The organism is Arthrobacter sp. BPSS-3, from assembly GCF_044628475.1.
Taxonomy (GTDB): Bacteria; Actinomycetota; Actinomycetes; order Actinomycetales; family Micrococcaceae; genus Arthrobacter.
In genome coordinates, this window is sequence record NZ_JBIMMV010000002.1 from 323,206 (window position 1) to 342,004 (window position 18,799).

Genomic DNA, 18,799 nt, shown 5'->3' on the forward strand with positions numbered 1-18,799 from the left:
CTGATCAGGTTCCCGCAGTTTCCCAGAATTTTTTGAAGGCAGGCATTCCAAATGGCACATAAAAAAGGCGCGAGCTCCACTCGCAACGGTCGTGACTCCAACGCCCAGTACCTCGGCGTGAAGCGCTTCGGCGGCCAGGTCGTTTCCGCCGGCGAGATCATCGTCCGCCAGCGTGGCACCCACTTCCACCCGGGCGCCGGCGTTGGCCGCGGCGGCGACGACACCCTGTTCGCACTGACCCCCGGCGCTGTCGAGTTCGGCACCCGCCGCGGCCGTCGCGTCGTGAACATCGTGGCTGCTGCAGCCGCAGAGTAACACCTACGTTTCACAATCGGTGGGGCGGGCCAATGGGTCCGCTCCACCGGTGTTTTAACCGCATTACAATCATTCCGGGACCTTGCGGACCGGGAACAGCACTGAGGAGATCCACGTGGCCAGCTTTGTAGACCGGGTAGTACTGCACGTATCCGGCGGTACCGGCGGTCACGGGTGTGTCTCCGTCCACCGTGAAAAGTTCAAGCCCCTCGGCGGACCCGACGGCGGCAACGGCGGCAACGGCGGCGACGTCATCCTCCGCGTCGACCCCCAGACCACCACCCTCCTGGACTACCACCACGCCCCCCACCGGCACGCCACCAACGGCGGCCCCGGTATGGGTGACTGGCGCGGCGGCAAGAACGGCGAGACCCTGGTCCTGCCCGTCCCCGAAGGCACCGTCGTCAAGAGCAAGGACGGTACCGTCCTGGCCGACATGGTGGGGGAGGGCACCGAATACATCGCCGCCGCCGGCGGCCTCGGGGGCCTCGGCAACGCGGCCCTGTCCTCGCAGAAGCGCCGCGCCCCCGGCTTCGCGCTCCTCGGCATCGAGGGCGAATCCAGCGACATTGTCCTGGAACTGAAGTCCATCGCGGACATCGCCCTGGTCGGCTTCCCGTCCGCCGGCAAGTCCAGCCTGATCGCCGCCATGTCCGCCGCGCGGCCCAAGATCGCGGACTACCCCTTTACCACCCTGATCCCCAACCTCGGCGTCGTCCAGGCCGGCGACGTCCGTTTCACCATCGCCGACGTGCCCGGCCTGATCGAGGGCGCCAGCGAGGGCAAGGGCCTCGGCCACCACTTCCTGCGCCACGTCGAACGCTGCGCCGCCCTGGTCCACGTCCTCGACTGCGGCACGCTCGAATCGGACCGCGACCCGCTCTCCGACCTGGCCGTGATCGAGGCCGAGCTGGAGAAGTACGCCGTCGACATGAGCTACGCCGGCACCGACGGCGAGGTCGTCCCGCTGAACCACCGCCCGCGACTGGTCGCCCTGAACAAGGTGGACCTGCCCGACGGCAAGGACATGGCCGAGTTCGTCCGCCCCGAGCTCGAGAAGCGCGGCTACCGCGTCTTCGAAATTTCCGCCACCAGCCACGAGGGCCTGCGCCAGCTCGGCTTCGCCATGGCAGAGATCGTCAAGGCCGCCCGCGACGCCGTCGCCGCCACCCCGCCGAAGGTCGCCGCCCCGGTGCTGCGCCCCCGCGCCGTCAACGAATCCGGCTTCACCATCCGGCGCGAGGAACGCGGCATGGAACCGCTGTTCCGTGTCCTGGGCGAAAAGCCGGTGCGCTGGGTCAAGCAGACAGACTTCACCAACGAGGAAGCCATCGGCTACCTCGCGGACCGGCTGGCCAAGCTGGGCGTCGAAACCGAGCTGTTCAAGCAGGGCGCCAAGCCCGGCGACGCCGTCGTGATCGGCGAGGACGACGGCGTCGTCTTCGACTGGGAGCCCACCATGATGGCCGGCGCGGAACTGCTGGCCTCCCCGCGCGGCACCGACATCCGCTTCGCGGACATCGGCGACCGCCCCACCCGCGGCCAGAAGCGCGAGGAACAGCAGGAACGCCGCGACGCCAAGGCCGCCGCCCGCGCCGAGCTGGAAGCCGAGCGCAAGGCCGGCATCTGGACCGAATCGGTCAGCGGCCGCCGCGCCCAGCAGCCGCTCAAGGAGAGTGGACTCGGCGACGCCGATGACCAGTAACGCCACCCGGGCCGGCGACGTGACGTCGGCAGTATTTCCCGGCCGGGCACTCCTGGCCGACGCGCGCCGGATCGTCGTCAAGGTCGGCTCCTCCTCGCTGACGTCCATCAAGGGCGGCATCGACGAGGAGGCCCTCACCGGCCTGGCCGACGCCCTGGCGCACAAGCGCAACGCCGGCACCGAGATCATCCTGGTCTCCTCCGGCGCGATCGCCGCCGGCCTGGCACCTCTGGGCCTGGAGAAGCGCCCCCGCGACCTCGCCACCCAGCAGGCCGCGGCGAGCGTGGGGCAGGGCCTGCTCATGGCCCGCTACACCCACGCCTTCGGCGCCCACGGGGTCACTGTCAGCCAGGTCCTGCTGACCGCGGACGACTTCATGCGCCGCAGCCAGCACACCAACGCGTTCCGCGCCCTGGACCGGCTGCTGAACCTCGGCGTCGTGCCCGTGGTCAACGAGAACGACACCGTCGCCACCCACGAGATCCGCTTCGGCGACAACGACCGGCTGGCCGCCTTGGTGGCCCACCTGGTCCGCGCCGACGCGCTGGTGCTGCTCTCCGACGTCGACTCCCTCTACGACGGGCCGCCCGCACGCGGCGCCCGGAGGATCCCGCACGTCGCGGGCCCCCGTGACCTCGAGGGCGTCTCGATTGGCAGCACCGGCAAGGCCGGCGTGGGGACCGGCGGAATGGTCACCAAGGTGGAGGCAGCCTCGATCGCCGCCGGCTCCGGCATCCACGCCCTGGTCACCTCCACCCCGAACGCCGCCGCCGCACTGGCGGGGGAGGACGTGGGCACCTGGTTCTCCGTTAACGGCGCCCGCAAGCCCATCCGGCTGCTCTGGCTGGCGCACCTCGCGTCCGTCCAGGGCCGGCTGGTGCTCGACGACGGCGCCGTCCGCGCCGTCCGGGAACGCCACACCTCCCTGCTGCCAGCCGGCATCACCGCCGTGCATGGGGACTTCGAGAGCGGCGACCCGGTGGAGATGGTCGGCGCCGACGGCACCGTGATCGCCCGCGGGCTGGTCAACTACGGCGCCGGGGAGCTGCCGCAGATGCTCGGACGCTCCACCATGGACCTGGGCCGCAGCCTGGGCCCTGGCTACGAGCGCGAAGTTGTTCATGTTGACGACCTGGTGCTGGTCTGACCCACCCACTCGCCTAAACTTGGAGCATGACTGAGGCCCTGACTTCGCACCCCGACCTGCCCCTGAACGACACGTCTGCCGCAGGCCTGCCGCCGGCGGCCCCGGGTGTCGAAGCCGCGGTCCACGCGATCGCCGACCGGTCCCGCGCCGCCTCGCGCGAGATGGCCCGCGCCAACCGGGCCTGGAAGGACCGCGGCCTGCGCGCCATCGGCGCCGCCCTCCTGGAGCACCGGGGCACCATCCTCGCCGCCAACGCCAAGGACGTCGCCGCCGGCCGCGCCAACGGCACCTCCGCCGCGCTGCTGGACCGGCTGACGCTGAACGACGCCCGGATCGAAGCCCTCGCCGCGGCGCTGGATAACCTCGCCGGCCTGCCCGACCCCGTGGGCAACGTGGTGCGCGGCCAGACCCTGCCGAACGGGCTCCGGCTCCGGCAGGTCAACGTGCCCATGGGCGTCGTCGCCGCCATCTACGAGGCCCGCCCCAACGTCACCGTGGACATCGCCGGACTGGCGCTCAAGAGCGGCAACGCCGTGATCCTGCGCGGCGGCAGCGCCGCAGCCGAAACCAACATCGCCCTGATCAACGTCCTCCGCGACGCCCTGGTCTCCGTTGGGCTGCCCGCGGACGCCGTCCAGAGCGTCGACGAATACGGCCGCGACGGCGCCAACGTGCTGATGCGGGCCCGCGGCCGTGTGGACGTCCTGATTCCACGCGGCGGCCGGGACCTGATCCAGACCGTCGTGACCAACTCCGCCGTCCCCGTCATCGAGACCGGCGAGGGCAACGTGCACATCTTCCTCGACGCCTCCGCGGACGAGAAGATGGCCGTGGAGATCCTCCTCAACGCCAAGACCCAGCGGCCCAGCGTCTGCAACACGGTCGAAACCCTCTTGGTGCACTCGGGGTCCACCGTGCTGCCCGCCGTCGCCGACGCCCTCCGGGCCGCCGGGGTCACCCTGCACACCGACGCCCGCGTCACCGCCGCGCTGCCCTCGGTGGAGACCGTGCCCGCCACGGACGTGGACTGGGCCACCGAGTATATGGACCTGGACCTCGCCGTAGCCATGGTCGACAGCATGGACGAGGCTCTGGCCCACATCCGCAGCTGGTCCACCGGCCACACCGAGGCGATCGTCACCAACGACCTCGCCAACGCCGAGCGCTTCATCGCGGAGATTGATTCCGCCGCGGTGATCGTCAACGCCTCCACCCGGTTCACCGACGGCGGCGAGCTGGGGCTGGGCGCCGAGGTGGGGATCTCCACGCAGAAGCTGCACGCCCGCGGTCCGATGGGCTTGACCGAACTCACCACCACCAAGTGGATCGTGCAGGGCGAGGGCCAGATCCGGGCCTAGTCACGCGGTACCATGGACTAAAGCCAGGAACGGTGGGATCCTCCGCCGTCGTCCATTTGTAGAACTCACTAGGGGAGAACATGCTGTTTCAGCAGATCGCCACGTCCGTTGCCGCAGCAGTGGCGCACGAAGAACCCGCTCCGCTCATCGCGCCGCCTTACGTGATCGGCGGCACGATGTTCGTGCTCCTCCTGGTCCTGATGTTCATCACTCTCTCCTACGGCAACCTGGGCAAGCGCCACAGCGCCGTCGAAGAGCACGCTGACCCGCACCGCCAGCACCCGAACAAGCACGACCACGGCCAAGGCCACTAATATTTCCGCCATCATGAAGCCGCACGGCGCAACACGCCGCCTGCGCCTGGGTGTGATGGGCGGCACGTTCGATCCGATCCACCACGGGCACCTGGTGGCCGCCAGCGAGGTCGCGGCCAAGTTCGGCCTCGACGAGGTGGTGTTCGTACCCACTGGGCAGCCGTGGCAGAAGAGCAGCAAAAAGGTCACCCAGGCCGAGCACCGGTACCTGATGACCGTCATTGCCACAGCGTCCAATCCGCGCTTCACGGTCAGCCGCGTGGACATCGACCGGCCCGGTCCGACGTACACCATCGACACCCTGCGGGACCTGCACACGCAGCGTCCCGACGCGGACTTGTTCTTCATCACCGGAGCGGACGCCCTGGCGCAGATCCTCTCCTGGAAGGACATCAACGAGCTCTGGTCGCTGGCGCACTTCGTCGGGGTGACGCGTCCCGGCCACGTCCTGGACGGCATGGGCCGCGACGACGTCACGCTCCTGGAGATTCCGGCGATGGCGATCTCGTCCACGGACTGCCGCGCCCGCGTGGCCGCCGGCAACCCCGTCTGGTACCTGGTGCCCGACGGCGTGGTGCAGTACATCGCCAAGTACGGGCTCTACGACGGCCAGCCGGAAACGGAACTGGACGTCCACCAGGTCCGCCCCGTCCTCCAACCACACCTAACCGCCAGTACCGAGTGAGCCTCCCATGAGTCAGGAACAGCCTCCCATCCGCAGCCGACGCGAACTGCGCCGTGCCAGGGATGAACGGCAGGCAGCGGAACCGGATAACTCCGGGAGCGCCGATACCCCCGGGAACCCGGGGAGTGCCGGCGCCGGTTCCGGCTCCCCGGAGAACGCCGCCGCTGCACGGCAGTCCCGGCCCGTGGAACCCACCGAGGCCGAGACCACCGGCCGCCGCCGGATCCCCGGCCCGGTAGACACCGTGCGCCGCGAGTCGCCCGCCGAGCGGTCCTCCCAGGTCCGTGCCCGTGACCGGGCCGCCCTGCGCACCATCAAGGAACTCGCCGAGAAGGAGGGCCAGCTCTCCCCGGGCGGCCCGCCCACCCGCCGGCAGCTGCGCCTCCAGCAGCTGGCCGAGGAAACGGCTCCGGCCACGTCGGCCAACCCGATCGTGCCGATGCCCTCGCCGCGGACGCAGCGGCACCCGGTGGTGGCTCCGAAGCGGGACGCCCCACCCGAAGCGGCTCCGCAGCAGGCTCCCGAAACGGCGGACGCTCCGGAAGCACCGGCCGCCCCGGAGGGCATGAGCGTCGAGCAGGCCCTTGCCGCCCGGGAACTCCTCGCAGCCCAGGCCCGCAACCAGGTGGCGAAGATGGAGCACATTGCCGCCACCGACCCCGACGCCGTCGACCCCGAGGTCCTGGCGCAGCAGATCGCCCTGGCCGAGCGGGCCGCCGTCCTGAACCGGCGCGCCGCGGCCAAGCAGAAGCTTGCCGAGCAGAACAGCCAGCAGGCGCCCCGGACCACCGCCGGCGTCCCGGAGGCGGGGGCCGAGGGATCCGCACCCAAACCCGGCGCCCCGGACAACGGGCCCTCCACGGCCAGCAACCTGGCCATGGTCACCCCGCTGGAATTCGTCGAGGTGCCCGGCATGGAACGCCCGGTGATGAAGCGGCCGGCGACCTCCTACGTGCCGCTCGTGACCAACCAGGGTCCGAAAGTTCAGCCCCGCACCGGCCGCCGTCCGGCCAAGCAGCAGCGCGACGCCGGCCGCACCGGCGTCCTGGCCCGGGCCGAAGCCGCGGCCAAGGCCGGTCGGCGTCCCGCAGCAGGGGACCAGGTGCAGGACGCGCAGGCGCAGGAGGACCTGGCCGCCCGTCCGCCGGTCGCCGCCAACGCCGCCTACGGACTGGACCCGTTGGACGCGGCCACCGCCGGGCTCGGCCGGGCGCGGCGGCTGCACCTGCTGCAGCTCAGCGTCCTGGCCCTCGGCGTCCTGGCCCTCGTGGCCGGCGTCATCCTGATCATCACCGGCATGGGCCACTGACGCGGCCCGTGCCGCGGCCCGCCATCTATCACCAGCTTTCACCGTCCGGCCCCGGGCCGGCACCCCATTCACCGAGTTTCACCACAGTTTCATCACCAACAAGGAGTCCCGTGACTGCAACCGATTCAGCCATCACAACCGCCCGCCACGCCGCCCACGCGGCCGCGGACAAGCTGGCCGAAGACATCGTGGCGCTCGACGTCAGCGAACGCCTCGCCCTGGCCGACGTCTTCCTCATCGCGTCGGCCCCGTCCGAGCGCCAGGTCAACGCAATCGTCGACGGCATCGAGGACGAACTGTCCAAGCACGATCTCAAGCCCGTCCGCCGCGAGGGGCGCTCCGGCGGCCGCTGGGTGCTGCTGGACTACGCCGACGTCGTCATCCACGTCCAGCACGAAGAGGACCGGGTCTTCTACGCCCTCGAGCGCCTCTGGAAGGACTGCCCCGTGGTCGACCTGCAGCTCGGCGACGACGCGTCCGCCAAGGCCGCGGCCGGCACCGACGCGGAGTAGCCGGCAGCCCTCCGGGGCGGGCCCCCTCTGAATATTCCCGATTTGGAATTTTCGGAAGTGGTGTTCTAAGATATTTGAGTTGCTTCGGCGGGAACGAGGTCGAAGCGGCGAGAATACGGGGCTGTGGCGCAGCTGGTAGCGCACCTGCATGGCATGCAGGGGGTCAGGGGTTCGAGTCCCCTCAGCTCCACCGTAATCCGCCGGAACCAACAGGTTCCGGCGGATTTTTTTATTGCCCGGATGCGCTCCGGAATCCCGCGAAGCCCCCCGGAAACCAGCCGGGACACGCCCGCCGGGCGCCGATTAGCATCCCGGACGAAAGTGCATTACTCTAATCAGGTTGCTTGATCGGAACGGCATAAAAAACCGGATCGGCAGGAAACGGTTCGGGGCTGTGGCGCAGCTGGTAGCGCACCTGCATGGCATGCAGGGGGTCAGGGGTTCGAGTCCCCTCAGCTCCACCGAACGAGGCCCCGCTCATTGAGCGGGGCCTCACCGCTTTAACCCTTCGGCCACCCCACCCACCATGACGAAACGGCGGAAACCGGACGTGTCGGACCATCCCCTCGACCAGCTCTTCGCCGGACTGCGGCGCTTCCCTGACGTGGAGGCCCCCAACCTCCAGGCCTGGGACGCCACCGACCGCCTGCTGCTGGACACCGCTGCCGGCTTCCACGACGGCGGACCGGTGGCGGTCATCGGCGACAACTACGGCGCTCTGACCCTCGGCCTCCTCGCGCTGGGGACCGCCGACGGCGGCACTGACCCGGCGACACCGGCGGTCCGGGTCCATCAGGACCTCATCACGGGCGAACGCGCCCTGCGGCGCAACGCCGACGCTGCGGGCCTCACCGGCGGTTTCATCCAGACCACCCTGTCCGACGCCGTCGACGGCGCCTCCCTGGTGCTGCTCCAGCTGCCCCGCTCCCTCGCCGAACTGGAGGAGATCGCCGACGCCGTCGCGCGCCACGCCGCCCCCGGCGCTGTTCTGCTGGCCGGCGGCCGGGTCAAGCACATGAGCCTGGGCATGAACGCGGTCCTGGCCCGCTCCTTCGCGGAGGTCCAGCCCCAGCTCGCGCGGCAAAAGTCCCGCGTGCTGGTGGCCCGCGGCCCGAAGCCGGCCGTGGGGGAGCCGCCGTACCCGGTGTCAGAGCACCACCCGGGCCTGGACCTCACGGTCTGCGCCCGCGGTGCGGTCTTCGCCGGCACCGGGCTGGACATCGGCACCCGCTTCCTCCTGGACTTCCTGCCGCAGATGCCGGCCGCCCGGCACGCCGTCGACCTCGGTTGCGGCACCGGCATCCTCGCCGCCCTCTATGCCCGGAGCCACCCGGAGTCCCGCGTCACCGCCACGGACCGCTCCGCCGCCGCCGTCGACTCCGCCCTGGCCACCGCGCGCGCCAACGGAATCACGAGCGTGACGGGTTTGCGGGACGACGCCCTGAGCACCCTGCCCGACGCCTCGGTGGACCTGGTGCTGCTCAACCCGCCCTTCCACCTGGGCTCGGCCGTGCACGCCGGCGCCGGCCTCAAGCTGATCGAGGCCGCCGCCCGGGTGCTGGCGCCCGGGGGAGAACTCTGGACCGTCTACAACAGTCACCTGCAGTACCGGCCCGCCCTGGAGCGCCTGGTGGGTCCCACCCGCGAGGCGGGCCGGAACCCGAAGTTCACCGTCACCGCCAGCACCCGCCGGCCCGCGTAATCCGCGCGAACGTGACGGCTGCCTGTGTGGCAGCAACAGGCCGGTGACGTAGCATTTCCCTCATCAGCAGTACTTGCCCGATGACGTTGAGAGGTACCAGTGACTGAGAGCCGCACACCCTCGCCGCGGCGGGGAACGAACCTCCCACGGATGGGCGACTTCAACCTCACCGTCATCCTGGACGCGATCCGCCGTTCCCCGGCGGGACTGAGCCGGGTGGAGCTGGCCCAGATCGTCGGGCTCTCCCCGCAGACCATCTCCAACATCTCCCGCCGCCTCCTGGACCAGAGCCTGATCGTCGAGGCCGGCAAGGAGGGCACCGGCCCCGGTAAGCCCCGCACCATGCTGCGGCTGAACCCGGCCGGCATGTACGCCGTCGGCGTGCACGTGGACCCCGCCGTCCTCACGTTCGTCCTGCTGGACCTGGTGGGCGACGTCGTCCGGCACACCCGGATCCCGACGCCCGACGGGAGCGAACCCGGCGCCATCATCGACACCATCGCCGCCGAGATCAAACAGCTGATCGACGACTCGGGCGTGGACCGGGCCAAGATCGCCGGCCTGGGCGTCGCCTCGCCCGGACCCATCGACCTGGTGGCCGGCGCGGTCGTCGACCCGCCGCTGCTGCCGGGATGGGACCGCGTGAACCTCCGCGACGCCCTGGCCGAGGCCACCGGCCTCTCCACCATCCTGGACAAGGACGTCACCAGCGCCGCCGTCGCCGAGACCTGGGCCGGGGGCCCCAGCGGTGCCGGCAGCTTTCTCTTCATGTACATGGGCACCGGCATCGGCTGCGGCCTGGTCCTCAACGGCGAAGTGGTCCGCGGCGTCTCCGGCAACGCGGGCGAGATCGGCCACGTGATCGTGGACCCGGACGGTCCCGAGTGCGACTGCGGCCAGCGCGGCTGCGTGAAGTCCTCCGCCATCCCGCAGGTGCTGGTGGCCAAGGCCGTCGCCACCGGCGTGCTGGACGGCCCCGAGGAGGGCCACAGCGCCCCCGCCGTTCAGGAGCGTTTCGCCGAGTTGTGCGCCATGGCCTACGGCGGCCACGAGGGCGCCGTCGGCATCCTCCGCGACTCGGCCGTGCTGGTCAGCCGCGCCGTGGCCGCGGTGATCAACGCCCTGGACGTGGACCGCGTCGTCTTCGGCGGCCCGTTCTGGACCTGCCTCGCCCCGGCCTACCTGGAGCTGGTCCCCGGGCTCGTGGCAGGCAACAGCGACACCGGCAAGATCCACGGCGTGGAGGTGGTCAGCACGGGCGTGGGCGACGACGTCGGCGCTGTCGGGGCCGCCTGCCTGGTGCTGGAGCACATGCTCGCCCCGCGCTCCCAGCGGCTGCTGCTGGAGGGCTGACGCCCGCTGAGGACCGGGCGCCGGTCAACGGCGTCAGTCGATGTCCTCCAGGACCGTGCCGAACGGCAGGGTTTCGTCGATGTGGGCCTGATGGTCGTGCGGGTGCACCACCACCCGCACCCCGTGGGACCTGTCCGCCGCGGACTGCATGAGGACCGGCCGGACGGTGTTCACAATGCCCTCGCTCTTGCCCGCGAGGTACTCCTGGTAACTGGCTGGAAGCTGGATCATGCCAGCAGGATAGACCCCGCCGCGGCCGCGGGGGAGGGACTTCCGGCCGGGGGCCTGCTCAGGACTCCCAGAGGATCTCGTCGTCGACGACCCCGTCCTCGTCCGTGGAGGCGACGAGCACCTCGTCGGTGAAGTGCGCGCCCAGGGTGAAGTCGAGGACGAAGTAGCGTTCGGGCTGGCCGGGATAGATGCCCACGTGGCCTAGCTTGAGGGCCTTGAGGAAGACCTGGTTGGTCAGCTGGGACTTGTCCTCGACGCCGAAGACCTGCCGCAGGTGTTCGGGTTTGAGGGCGTTGCAGTGGAAGCGCAGGTACTCCTGCGGGCTGCTGCCCTCCTGGTCCAGCTCCTCGGCGATCATTTCCCGCACCTGGTCCACCACCTCGGGCAGGAAGCGCAAGCGGTAGTCCACCTTGTGCAGGGCCGCCTCGTCAAAGTGGTCATGGGCGTTGACGTTCAGGTCCAGTTCCAGCGGGTGGCCGGCAAGTTCATGGGTGGCGGCGAAGTTATGGTCGCGCCCGTGGTTGAGCTCGATTTCTCCAAAATGCCGGCTGGATACCTTGCTCATGTCTTCAACATAGCCCTGAACCGGTGGCTGTTCCAGCATCACCGGGATTTAGCGGAATTTACCTGAAACCGCAGTCCGGGACGGGTGCGGTGACGGTACATTGATCGGATGCAGACCGTAGCCGCCGCCGTCGCCCGCGCCCGTGAAGAGTTCGACAGCGGGGTGACCCGGCCGTTGCAGTGGCGGCTCCAGCAGCTCGCCGCCCTGCGCCGCATGCTGGTGGAACGCCGGGCCGAGTTCGCGCAGGCCCTCTCCGCGGACCTGGGCAAGCACGAGACCGAATCGCAGATGACGGAGATCGGCTTCGTCACCGCCGAGGCCGCTCACCTGGAAAAACACCTCGCGGCCTGGCTGCGCCCGCGGCCGGTGCCCGTCCCGCTCTCCGTGCAGCCGGCCAGGGCCTGGACCGAGCTGACCCCGCTGGGGGTGGTGCTGGTGATCGGGCCGTGGAACTACCCGCTGCAGCTGCTGCTCGCCCCACTGGCCGGCGCCCTCGCCGCGGGCAACACGGTGATCCTCAAGCCCAGCGAGCACGCCCCCGCCACCTCCGCGGCCCTGGCCCGGTGGGTCCCAGAGTACTTGGCCGGCGCCGTGCAGGTGGTGGAGGGCGGCATCCCGGAAACCACGGAACTGCTGGCCGTCCCCTTCGACCACATCTTCTTCACCGGCGGGGAGGTGGCGGCCAAGGCGGTGCTGCGTGCCGCGGCGGAGCACCTGACCCCGGTCACGCTGGAACTCGGCGGGAAATCCCCGGCGTACGTGGACGCCACCACGGACCTGGCCAAGGCGGCCCGGCGGCTTGCCTGGGGCCGGTTCATGAACGCCGGCCAGACCTGCGTGGCCCCTGACTACGTGCTGGCCACCGCCGAGGTGATCGAGCCGCTGCAACGGGAACTTGCCACGGCGGTCACGGCCCTGTTCGGCAAGGATGCGGCCGCGAGCGACTCCTACGGCCGGATCATCAACGACAGGCACTTCGACCGGCTCGCCGCGCTCGCGGACGGCAGCACCGTGGTGCACGGCGGCGCCCGGGACGCGGCCACCCGCTACTTCGAGCCGACGCTGCTCCGGCCGGCGCCCGGCGACGCGGTGATGGGGGAGGAGATCTTCGGCCCGCTGCTGCCGCTGCTGGAGGTCAGCGGCCCCGGTGAGGCGATCAGCGCCATCAACGCCCGGCCCAAACCCCTGGCGCTCTACGTCTTCAGCGACGACGCCGGCACCCGCCGGGCATTCTCCGAGCAGACCTCCTCCGGGGCGCTCTGCTTCGACGTCCCCGTGGCGCACCTGACCGTGCCCGGCCTGCCGTTCGGCGGCGTGGGCGGCAGCGGGATGGGCGCCTACCACGGCGAGCACTCGCTAAAGACCTTCTCGCACGAGCGGGCCAGCTTGTCCAAGCCGCTGTGGCCGGAAACCCTCGGACTGATCTTCCCGCCCTACACCCGCCTCAAGCACCGGCTGATCAGCAGCTTCGTGTCCCCGGCGGGAAGGAACCCGGGAAAGAACCCCGGCAGGAACCACGGCGGGTAGCCCCGGGGCGGGGGCCGTGAGGACGGACTAGTCGCGGCGCGTGGTGCCCAGTTTCTGCAGGGTGTCGGCCAGCAGCTCGACGAACAGCTGCACCTGGGCGGTCTGCTTCTCCTTCGGCAGCAACGCGAAGACGTTGCGCGCCAGCCTGATCTCGGGGACGTCCAGGACCACGACGCCGTCGGGCCGGTGCAGCAGGGCCAGTTCCGGGACCAGCGCCGCGCCCAGGCCGGCGGCGGCCATCTCCAGGCTGGCGTGGAAGTCGTCGCTGTAGGCCACGACCCGGGGGTGCAGGTTGCAGCTGGCGAACAGCCGCTCGATCACGGTGGCGTCCGAGGTGCCCGGGTGGTGCATGATCCACGGCATGTCCGAGAGGTGGTCCGCGGCGACCTTTGATCCCGGGCCGATGCCCCAGCCGGCGGGCAGCACTACTCGGAAGTCGTCGTCGCCGATCCACTGCCGGTTGACCGTGTGCGGCCAGGCCAGGCCGGACTGGCCCACCTGGTAGACCAGGGCGACGTCGAGCTCGCCACCGGTGCGCAGGCCCTGGATGGTCTGTCCGGGTTCGGCGACGGAAACCCGCAGCTCGATGCCCAGCTTCTTCCACGCCGGGTTCTGCAGGATCCGGGGCAGCACGTAGGTGGCCAGGGAGGGGAAGATGCCCAGCCGCAGCTCCTGGCGGGGGCTCTCGTTCGTGCGGGCCGCGGCCGCCATGAGCGCGTCGATGTCGGTCAGCACCTTCGCCGCGTGCCGGGTCATGGTGACGGCGGCGTCGGTGGGCTGGATGCTCCGGGCCGACCGCTGGAACAGCTCCACCCCGGTGTCCCGTTCCAGGGCGGACATCTGCTGGGAGACCGCCGAGGAGGTGTAGCCCAGCCGGGTGGCGGCCGCCGCAAAGGACCCCAACCGAACCACTTCGACGAGCGTCCTGAGGTGAACGGGGTTGATCACGGAATTGCCCTTCGGTGTTTGCGGTGGGGCGGGAGCGAAATCCCGCTTCATTCTGGCACATTGGTCCTAGGCGTCCGCCGGAAAAGTAAGACTCATCCGGCTGCCTCGCGGTGACGAATTGCCCTTAGCAAGTTCCACCAGGACGATTCAGGCGAAGCAACAGGAGCAACCAGTGCAGCAAGCAGCAAGCATCCCGGACGGACGCCGGGTTGCCGTGATCGGCAGTGGCGTGGCCGGCCTGACGGCGGCCTACGTGCTGAACCGGCGCGACCAGGTCACGCTCTTCGAGGCCGATACCCGGCTCGGCGGGCACGCCCACACCCATGACGTGCGCCAGGCGGACGGCTCTGTGCTGGGCATCGACACCGGCTTCATCGTCCACAACGAGCGGACGTACCCCACCCTGTTGCGGCTCTTCCGGGAACTCGGCGTCCAGACCCAGGACTCCGAAATGAGCATGTCCATCCGCTGCGACGGCTGCGGGCTGGAGTACGCGGGGGCCCGGGGCGGTGCCCGCGGCATCATTCCCCGGCCCTCCACCCTGCTGCGCGGGCGCTACCTGCGGATGCTGCTGGAAGTCACCCGCTTCTACCGCCGCGCCCGGGCCCTGCTGGCGGAGGCGGACAAGACCGGCACCGCCGGCCCCGAACTGACCCTCGGCGAGTTCCTGGCCCAGGAGAAGTTCAGCGACTACTTCATCGCCCACTTCATGACGCCCGTGGTCAGCGCCGTCTGGTCCTGCGACCCGTCGACCGCCCTGGCCTACCCGGCGCGCTACCTCTTCACCTTCCTCGGCCACCACGGCCTGCTCGGCATCAAGGGCTCCCCGCAGTGGCGCACGGTCACCGGCGGCTCCCGCAGCTACGTGGACAAGGTCGCCGCCGCCCTGCCGGACGTCCGCACCGGCAGCCCGGTCCTGCGGGTCCGGCGCCACCCCGGCGGCCTGGAAGTCACCACCCGCGACGCCGCCGGCGCCGAGACGGCGGAGAACTTCGACGCCGTCGTCATCGCCACGCACCCGGCGCAGGCCCTGGGCATGCTGGCCGACGCCACGGACGAAGAACGCGACGCCCTGCGCGGCATGCCCTACTCGGTCAACCAGACCGTCTTCCACCGCGACGACGCCGTGCTCCCCGCCAGCGAAAACGCCAAGGCCTCCTGGAACTACCGGCTGCCCGCCTGCGACGCCCGGCCGGACCGCGTGCTGGTCAGCTATGACATGACCCGTCTGCAGCGGCTGGAGCCGGTGGACGGCAAGCGCTACATTGTCAGCCTGGGCGAATCCGAACTGATCGGGGACGGCACGGTGCTGGAGCAGATGGTCTACGAACACCCGCAGTACACGCCGGACTCGCTCCGGGCGCAGGAACGCATCCTGGGCCTGGGTGATGACCGGCTGGCGTTCGCGGGCGCCTACCACGGCTGGGGTTTCCACGAGGACGGCGCGCTTTCCGGCGTCCGGGCCGCCGCCCGGCTGGGCCGCGACTGGGAAGTCGACGGTCAGGGCACCCGCGACGCCGAACTGTCCCCGGCCGCGGAGGGCCTGTGAGCCGGGGTCCTGTGAGCAGCGGCGCCGCCATCTACCGGACGTCCATCTCGCACGTCCGGCGCACCCCGCTGCACAACGCCTTCACCTACCGCAGCTACAGCTGGTACGTCGACGTCGACGCGCTCCCGGTGCTGCCCCGGCCGCTCCGGCCGCTGGCGGGCTTCACCGCCGCGGACCACCTGGGTGACCCCGACGGGACGCTGCGCGGCAACGTCGAACGCTACCTCGCCACCCAGGGCATCGACCTGGGCGGCGGCCGGATCACCATGCTGGCCAGTGCCCGCGTCTTCGGCCACGTGTTCAACCCGCTGAGCCTGTTCTGGTGCCACGACGCCGCCGGGGAGCTGCGCTGTGTTGTCGCCGAGGTGCACAACACCTACGGGGAGCGGCACTGCTACTTGCTGGAGACCGACGGCGCCGGCCGGGCCACCGTGCCGAAGGCGTTTTACGTCTCACCGTTCAACGACGTCGACGGCCGGTACCGGATGAAGGTCCCCGAACCCGGCGACCGGCTGGCGGTCTCAATCGTCCTGGAACGCGAGGGGCAGAAGCCCTTCATCGCCACAATGGACGGCACCCGCAGCCCGGCCACCACCGCCAACATCCTCGCCGCGGCGATCGCCGTCCCGGTGGCCCCGCTGCGGGTCGCGGCCCAGATCCGCTGGCAGGGCATCAAACTTTGGGCACGACGCCTGCCCATCATCAAAAGACCACACCACCCCTCACAGGAGGCAGTCCAGTGACCATGACCGAAGCGACCGGATCCCCGCAGGGATCCCAGGAACGCGACTTCGCTCCGGCTCCCGCCGGATCCCCGGTGCCGTACACCGTGCCCCCGGCACCCGCCGTCGTCGACGCCGCCATCTGGCCGAGCATCGCCACCGTCCCCGCCGGGATCAAGGCCAAGGTGGCCGGCCGCGTGGCCGACGCCATCTTCCGCACCGCCGTGCAGCGCCTGCCCCTGGAGGTCCGCTACCCGGACGGCTCCGTCCTGGGCGAGGCTGGCCAGGGTCACCCGGTCATGACCATGCACCGTCCCGACGACTTCGCGGCCCGCCTGGGCGACGGCGGACTGATCGGCCTGGGCGAGTCCTACATGGCCGGCGACTGGGACGCGGACGACCTCACCGCCGTGATGGAGGTCTTCGCCGCCCGGGTGGGGAAGCTGGTGCCCGAACCGCTGCAGAAGCTCCGCGGGCTCTACCTGCCCCGCACTCCCCGGACCGAGAAGAACACAGAGCAGAACACCCGCTCGAACATCTCCCGGCACTATGACCTCTCGAACGACCTGTTCGCGACCTTCCTCGACAGCACCATGACCTACTCCAGCGCGCTGTTCCCCGAAAGCGGCGACGCGCTGCGCGCAGTGGTCTGGGACGATCTCGCCGCGGCACAGCAGGCCAAGATCGACCGGCTGCTGGACAAGGCCGGCGTCACCGCGGGCACCCGGGTCCTCGAAATCGGCACCGGCTGGGGCGAGCTTGCCCTGCGCGCGGCCGCCCGGGGGGCCACCGTCTACTCCGTCACGCTCTCCAGCGAACAGCAGGAGCTGGCCCGGAAGCGGGTGGCCGAGGCCGGGTACGCCGACGCCGTCACCATCGACCTCAAGGACTACCGCGCCGTGCAGGGACAGTACGACGCCGTGGTCTCGGTCGAGATGATCGAGGCCGTGGGCTACGAGTACTGGGCAACCTACTTCAAGACCATCGAGCGGGTCCTGGCGCCCGGCGGCAAGGTGGCCATCCAGGCCATCACCATCGGTCACGACCGGCTGATCGCGACCCGCACCAGCTATACCTGGGTGCACAAGTACATCTTCCCGGGCGGCGTGATCCCGTCGGTCCGCGCCATCGAAGAGATCACCGAGAAGCAGACCGGCCTTCGCGTCCGCGAACGCCTCGCCATGGGTGAGCACTACGCGCAGACCCTGCGCCTCTGGGAGGAGCGGTTCATGGCCCGCGGCGGGGACGTCCGCGCCCTGGGCTTCGACGAGATCTTCCAGCGGATGTGGCTGTTCTACCTCTGCTACTCGCGGGCCGGGTTCGAAACCGGATACCTGAACGTGCAGCAGATCGTGCTGGACAAGGTCTCCACCCGGGCCTCCGCCGCCAAGGCCGCTGCCACCCAGGCCTCGGCTCACGAGCGGGGCACCAAGTGAGCGGGGGACTGGCCGGCACCATTGCCGAGGTCCTGCGCCCGGTGGTCCGCGGCGAACTGCCCGTCCGGCTGGTCGTCTGGGACGGCAGCGAGGCCGGTCCGGCCGGCGCCCCCACGGTGCGGCTGAACTCGCCCGCCGCGATCCGGCGTCTGCTCTGGGCGCCCGGTGAGCTGGGCGCCGCGCAGGCCTACGTCACCGGCGAACTCGATCTCGATGGCGACCTCAACTCGGCCCTGGCCCACATCTGGAAGGTGGTCCGGGACCGCAACCTTGCCGGTATCCGCCCCACCCCGGCGCTGCTGGCCGGCGTGGCCAGGATCGCCAAGGAGGCCGGTGCCCTGGGCGCCCCGCCCGAGCCGCCGGCCAGCCAGGCCAAGGTCAAGGGCCGGCTGCACAGCCTGCTCCGGGATCGTGCCGCGATCAGCCACCATTACGACCTCAGCAACGACTACTACGAGCTGATCCTCGACCCGCAGATGGCCTACTCCAGCGGGTATTGGACCAACCACCTCGAAGACAGCCACGCCGCCGAGGGCTACGGGCTCGAGGACGCGCAACGGGACAAGCTGGACCTGGTCTGCCGCAAGATCGGGCTCAAGCCCGGCATGCGGATGCTCGACATCGGCTGCGGCTGGGGCTCGCTGAGCCTGCACGCGGCCCAGCACTACGGCGTCGACGTCGTGGGCGTCACCCTCTCCGTGGAGCAGAAGGCGTTCATCGACCGCCGGGTCAAGGAACGCGGGCTCGAGGGTTGCGTCGACATCCGCGTCCAGGACTACCGGGAAATCCCGGACGGCCCGTTCGACGCCGTCGCCTCCCTGGAGATGGGCGAGCACGTGGGCCAGAAGAACTACCCGGTCTACGCGGCCGCGCTGTTCAACAACGTCAAGCCCGGCGGCAAGGTCCTGATCCAGCAGATGTCCCGCCACGGCAAGCACCCCGGCGGAGGCCCCTTCATCGAATCCTTCATCGCGCCGGACATGCACATGCGTCCGGTGGGGGAGACGCTGGGCTTCCTGGAGGACGCGGGGCTGGAGATTGAGGGCGTCCAGGGCATGCGCCGGCACTACGTCTACACCCTGGAGGCCTGGTACGAGCGGTTCGAGGAGAACCACGACGCCGCCGTCGCCATGATGGGCGAGGAGATCGTCCGCGTCTGGCGGCTCTACCTGGTGGGCGCGCTGCGCAGCTTCGCCGAGGGCCGGATGGGCGTGGACCAGATCCTCAGCAGCCGCCCCGAGTAGGAGCGCTCCACACTAAATACAGAAGGCGGCCACCGGAGGGTGGCCGCCTTCTGTCGTGCCGGCCACCCTCCTTTTCGTCCACCCGGGGGCGTGCCGTCACCCACTCCGGGACGTGCCCTCACCCACGCGAGCCCGTGGCCTCACGCACAGGAACGCGTGCCGTCACCCACAGGCGCC

18 protein-coding genes and 2 tRNA genes are annotated in these 18,799 nt (G+C 70.3%); 17 read left to right on the forward strand and 3 right to left on the reverse strand.

The genetic code is table 11. The annotated features are described in order from the left end of the window. Nucleotides 1–51: 51 nt before the first annotated feature. From rpmA to ACFVY3_RS04540, 12 genes are all read left to right on the forward strand, one after another. Entirely contained in the window at nt 52–315 is a 264-nt protein-coding gene (gene rpmA / locus ACFVY3_RS04485; RefSeq protein ID WP_009372867.1) for a 50S ribosomal protein L27, read from the forward strand. Nucleotides 316–430: 115 nt separating this feature from the next. Then, complete coding sequence (gene obgE / locus ACFVY3_RS04490; RefSeq protein ID WP_364135206.1) at nt 431–2,020, forward strand: GTPase ObgE; 1,590 nt, start codon at nt 431–433, stop codon at nt 2,018–2,020. Then, nucleotides 2,010–3,167: a glutamate 5-kinase gene (gene proB / locus ACFVY3_RS04495; protein WP_400158890.1), complete on the forward strand. Its 1,158-nt coding sequence runs from the start codon at nt 2,010–2,012 to the stop codon at nt 3,165–3,167. The genes obgE and proB overlap by 11 nt, the downstream gene beginning before the upstream one ends. A 26-nt stretch (nt 3,168–3,193) precedes the next feature. Further along, on the forward strand, nt 3,194–4,525 hold the full coding sequence (locus ACFVY3_RS04500; protein ID WP_400158891.1) for a glutamate-5-semialdehyde dehydrogenase: 1,332 nt from the start codon (nt 3,194–3,196) through the stop codon (nt 4,523–4,525). A gap of 80 nt (nt 4,526–4,605) precedes the next feature. Beyond that, nucleotides 4,606–4,839 carry a hypothetical protein gene (locus tag ACFVY3_RS04505; RefSeq protein WP_290257625.1) on the forward strand — a complete coding sequence of 78 codons (234 nt, stop codon included), beginning with the start codon at nt 4,606–4,608 and terminating at the stop codon, nt 4,837–4,839. Between the two features lie 13 nt (nt 4,840–4,852). Further along, nucleotides 4,853–5,524, forward strand: coding sequence for a nicotinate-nucleotide adenylyltransferase (nadD, locus tag ACFVY3_RS04510; RefSeq protein WP_290257626.1), 672 nt, complete (start codon nt 4,853–4,855; stop codon nt 5,522–5,524). 7 nt (nt 5,525–5,531) lie between these two features. Then, nucleotides 5,532–6,833, forward strand: a complete 1,302-nt coding sequence (locus tag ACFVY3_RS04515; RefSeq protein WP_290257627.1) for a hypothetical protein — start codon at nt 5,532–5,534, stop codon at nt 6,831–6,833. Nucleotides 6,834–6,943: 110 nt separating this feature from the next. After that, on the forward strand, nt 6,944–7,345 hold the full coding sequence (gene rsfS / locus ACFVY3_RS04520; protein ID WP_290257628.1) for a ribosome silencing factor: 402 nt from the start codon (nt 6,944–6,946) through the stop codon (nt 7,343–7,345). Between the two features lie 117 nt (nt 7,346–7,462). Then, nucleotides 7,463–7,535: transfer RNA gene (locus ACFVY3_RS04525), tRNA-Ala, on the forward strand. Nucleotides 7,536–7,733: 198 nt separating this feature from the next. Beyond that, nucleotides 7,734–7,806, forward strand: a tRNA-Ala gene (locus ACFVY3_RS04530). Nucleotides 7,807–7,871: 65 nt separating this feature from the next. Next, nucleotides 7,872–9,047, forward strand: a complete 1,176-nt coding sequence (locus tag ACFVY3_RS04535; RefSeq protein WP_400158892.1) for a class I SAM-dependent methyltransferase — start codon at nt 7,872–7,874, stop codon at nt 9,045–9,047. A gap of 99 nt (nt 9,048–9,146) precedes the next feature. Next, nucleotides 9,147–10,400 (forward strand): ROK family transcriptional regulator, encoded by a 1,254-nt coding sequence (locus tag ACFVY3_RS04540; RefSeq protein ID WP_366173215.1) that lies wholly within the window; start codon nt 9,147–9,149, stop codon nt 10,398–10,400. A gap of 33 nt (nt 10,401–10,433) precedes the next feature. Here ACFVY3_RS04540 and ACFVY3_RS04545 read toward each other — a convergent pair whose 3' ends face one another. Together ACFVY3_RS04545 and ACFVY3_RS04550 are read right to left on the reverse strand one after the other, a co-directional pair. Beyond that, nucleotides 10,434–10,631, reverse strand: a complete 198-nt coding sequence (locus tag ACFVY3_RS04545) for a hypothetical protein (protein ID WP_290257631.1) — start codon at nt 10,629–10,631, stop codon at nt 10,434–10,436. A gap of 58 nt (nt 10,632–10,689) precedes the next feature. Continuing rightward, nucleotides 10,690–11,196, reverse strand: a complete 507-nt coding sequence (locus ACFVY3_RS04550) for a DUF2004 domain-containing protein (RefSeq protein WP_290257632.1) — start codon at nt 11,194–11,196, stop codon at nt 10,690–10,692. Between the two features lie 108 nt (nt 11,197–11,304). Here ACFVY3_RS04550 and ACFVY3_RS04555 point away from each other — a divergent pair, with 108 nt between their 5' ends. Then, nucleotides 11,305–12,723, forward strand: a complete 1,419-nt coding sequence (locus tag ACFVY3_RS04555; RefSeq protein ID WP_400158893.1) for an aldehyde dehydrogenase family protein — start codon at nt 11,305–11,307, stop codon at nt 12,721–12,723. A gap of 27 nt (nt 12,724–12,750) precedes the next feature. Here ACFVY3_RS04555 and ACFVY3_RS04560 read toward each other — a convergent pair whose 3' ends face one another. Continuing rightward, on the reverse strand, nt 12,751–13,671 hold the full coding sequence (locus ACFVY3_RS04560; RefSeq protein WP_400158894.1) for a LysR family transcriptional regulator: 921 nt from the start codon (nt 13,669–13,671) through the stop codon (nt 12,751–12,753). A gap of 172 nt (nt 13,672–13,843) precedes the next feature. Here ACFVY3_RS04560 and ACFVY3_RS04565 point away from each other — a divergent pair, with 172 nt between their 5' ends. Genes ACFVY3_RS04565 through ACFVY3_RS04580 form a run of 4 tightly spaced genes read left to right on the forward strand, consistent with a single transcriptional unit; the run spans nt 13,844 to nt 18,622 of the window. Beyond that, the gene (locus ACFVY3_RS04565) at nt 13,844–15,220 is read left to right on the forward strand and encodes an NAD(P)/FAD-dependent oxidoreductase (protein ID WP_400158895.1); all 1,377 of its coding nucleotides are present in this window, start codon (nt 13,844–13,846) and stop codon (nt 15,218–15,220) included. Between the two features lie 11 nt (nt 15,221–15,231). Next, complete coding sequence (locus ACFVY3_RS04570; RefSeq protein ID WP_400158896.1) at nt 15,232–15,963, forward strand: DUF1365 domain-containing protein; 732 nt, start codon at nt 15,232–15,234, stop codon at nt 15,961–15,963. After that, complete coding sequence (locus ACFVY3_RS04575; protein WP_377970230.1) at nt 15,960–17,378, forward strand: class I SAM-dependent methyltransferase; 1,419 nt, start codon at nt 15,960–15,962, stop codon at nt 17,376–17,378. Before ACFVY3_RS04570 ends, ACFVY3_RS04575 begins: the two co-directional genes overlap by 4 nt. Beyond that, on the forward strand, nt 17,375–18,622 hold the full coding sequence (locus ACFVY3_RS04580; protein WP_400158897.1) for a class I SAM-dependent methyltransferase: 1,248 nt from the start codon (nt 17,375–17,377) through the stop codon (nt 18,620–18,622). Before ACFVY3_RS04575 ends, ACFVY3_RS04580 begins: the two co-directional genes overlap by 4 nt. Nucleotides 18,623–18,799 lie beyond the last annotated feature (177 nt).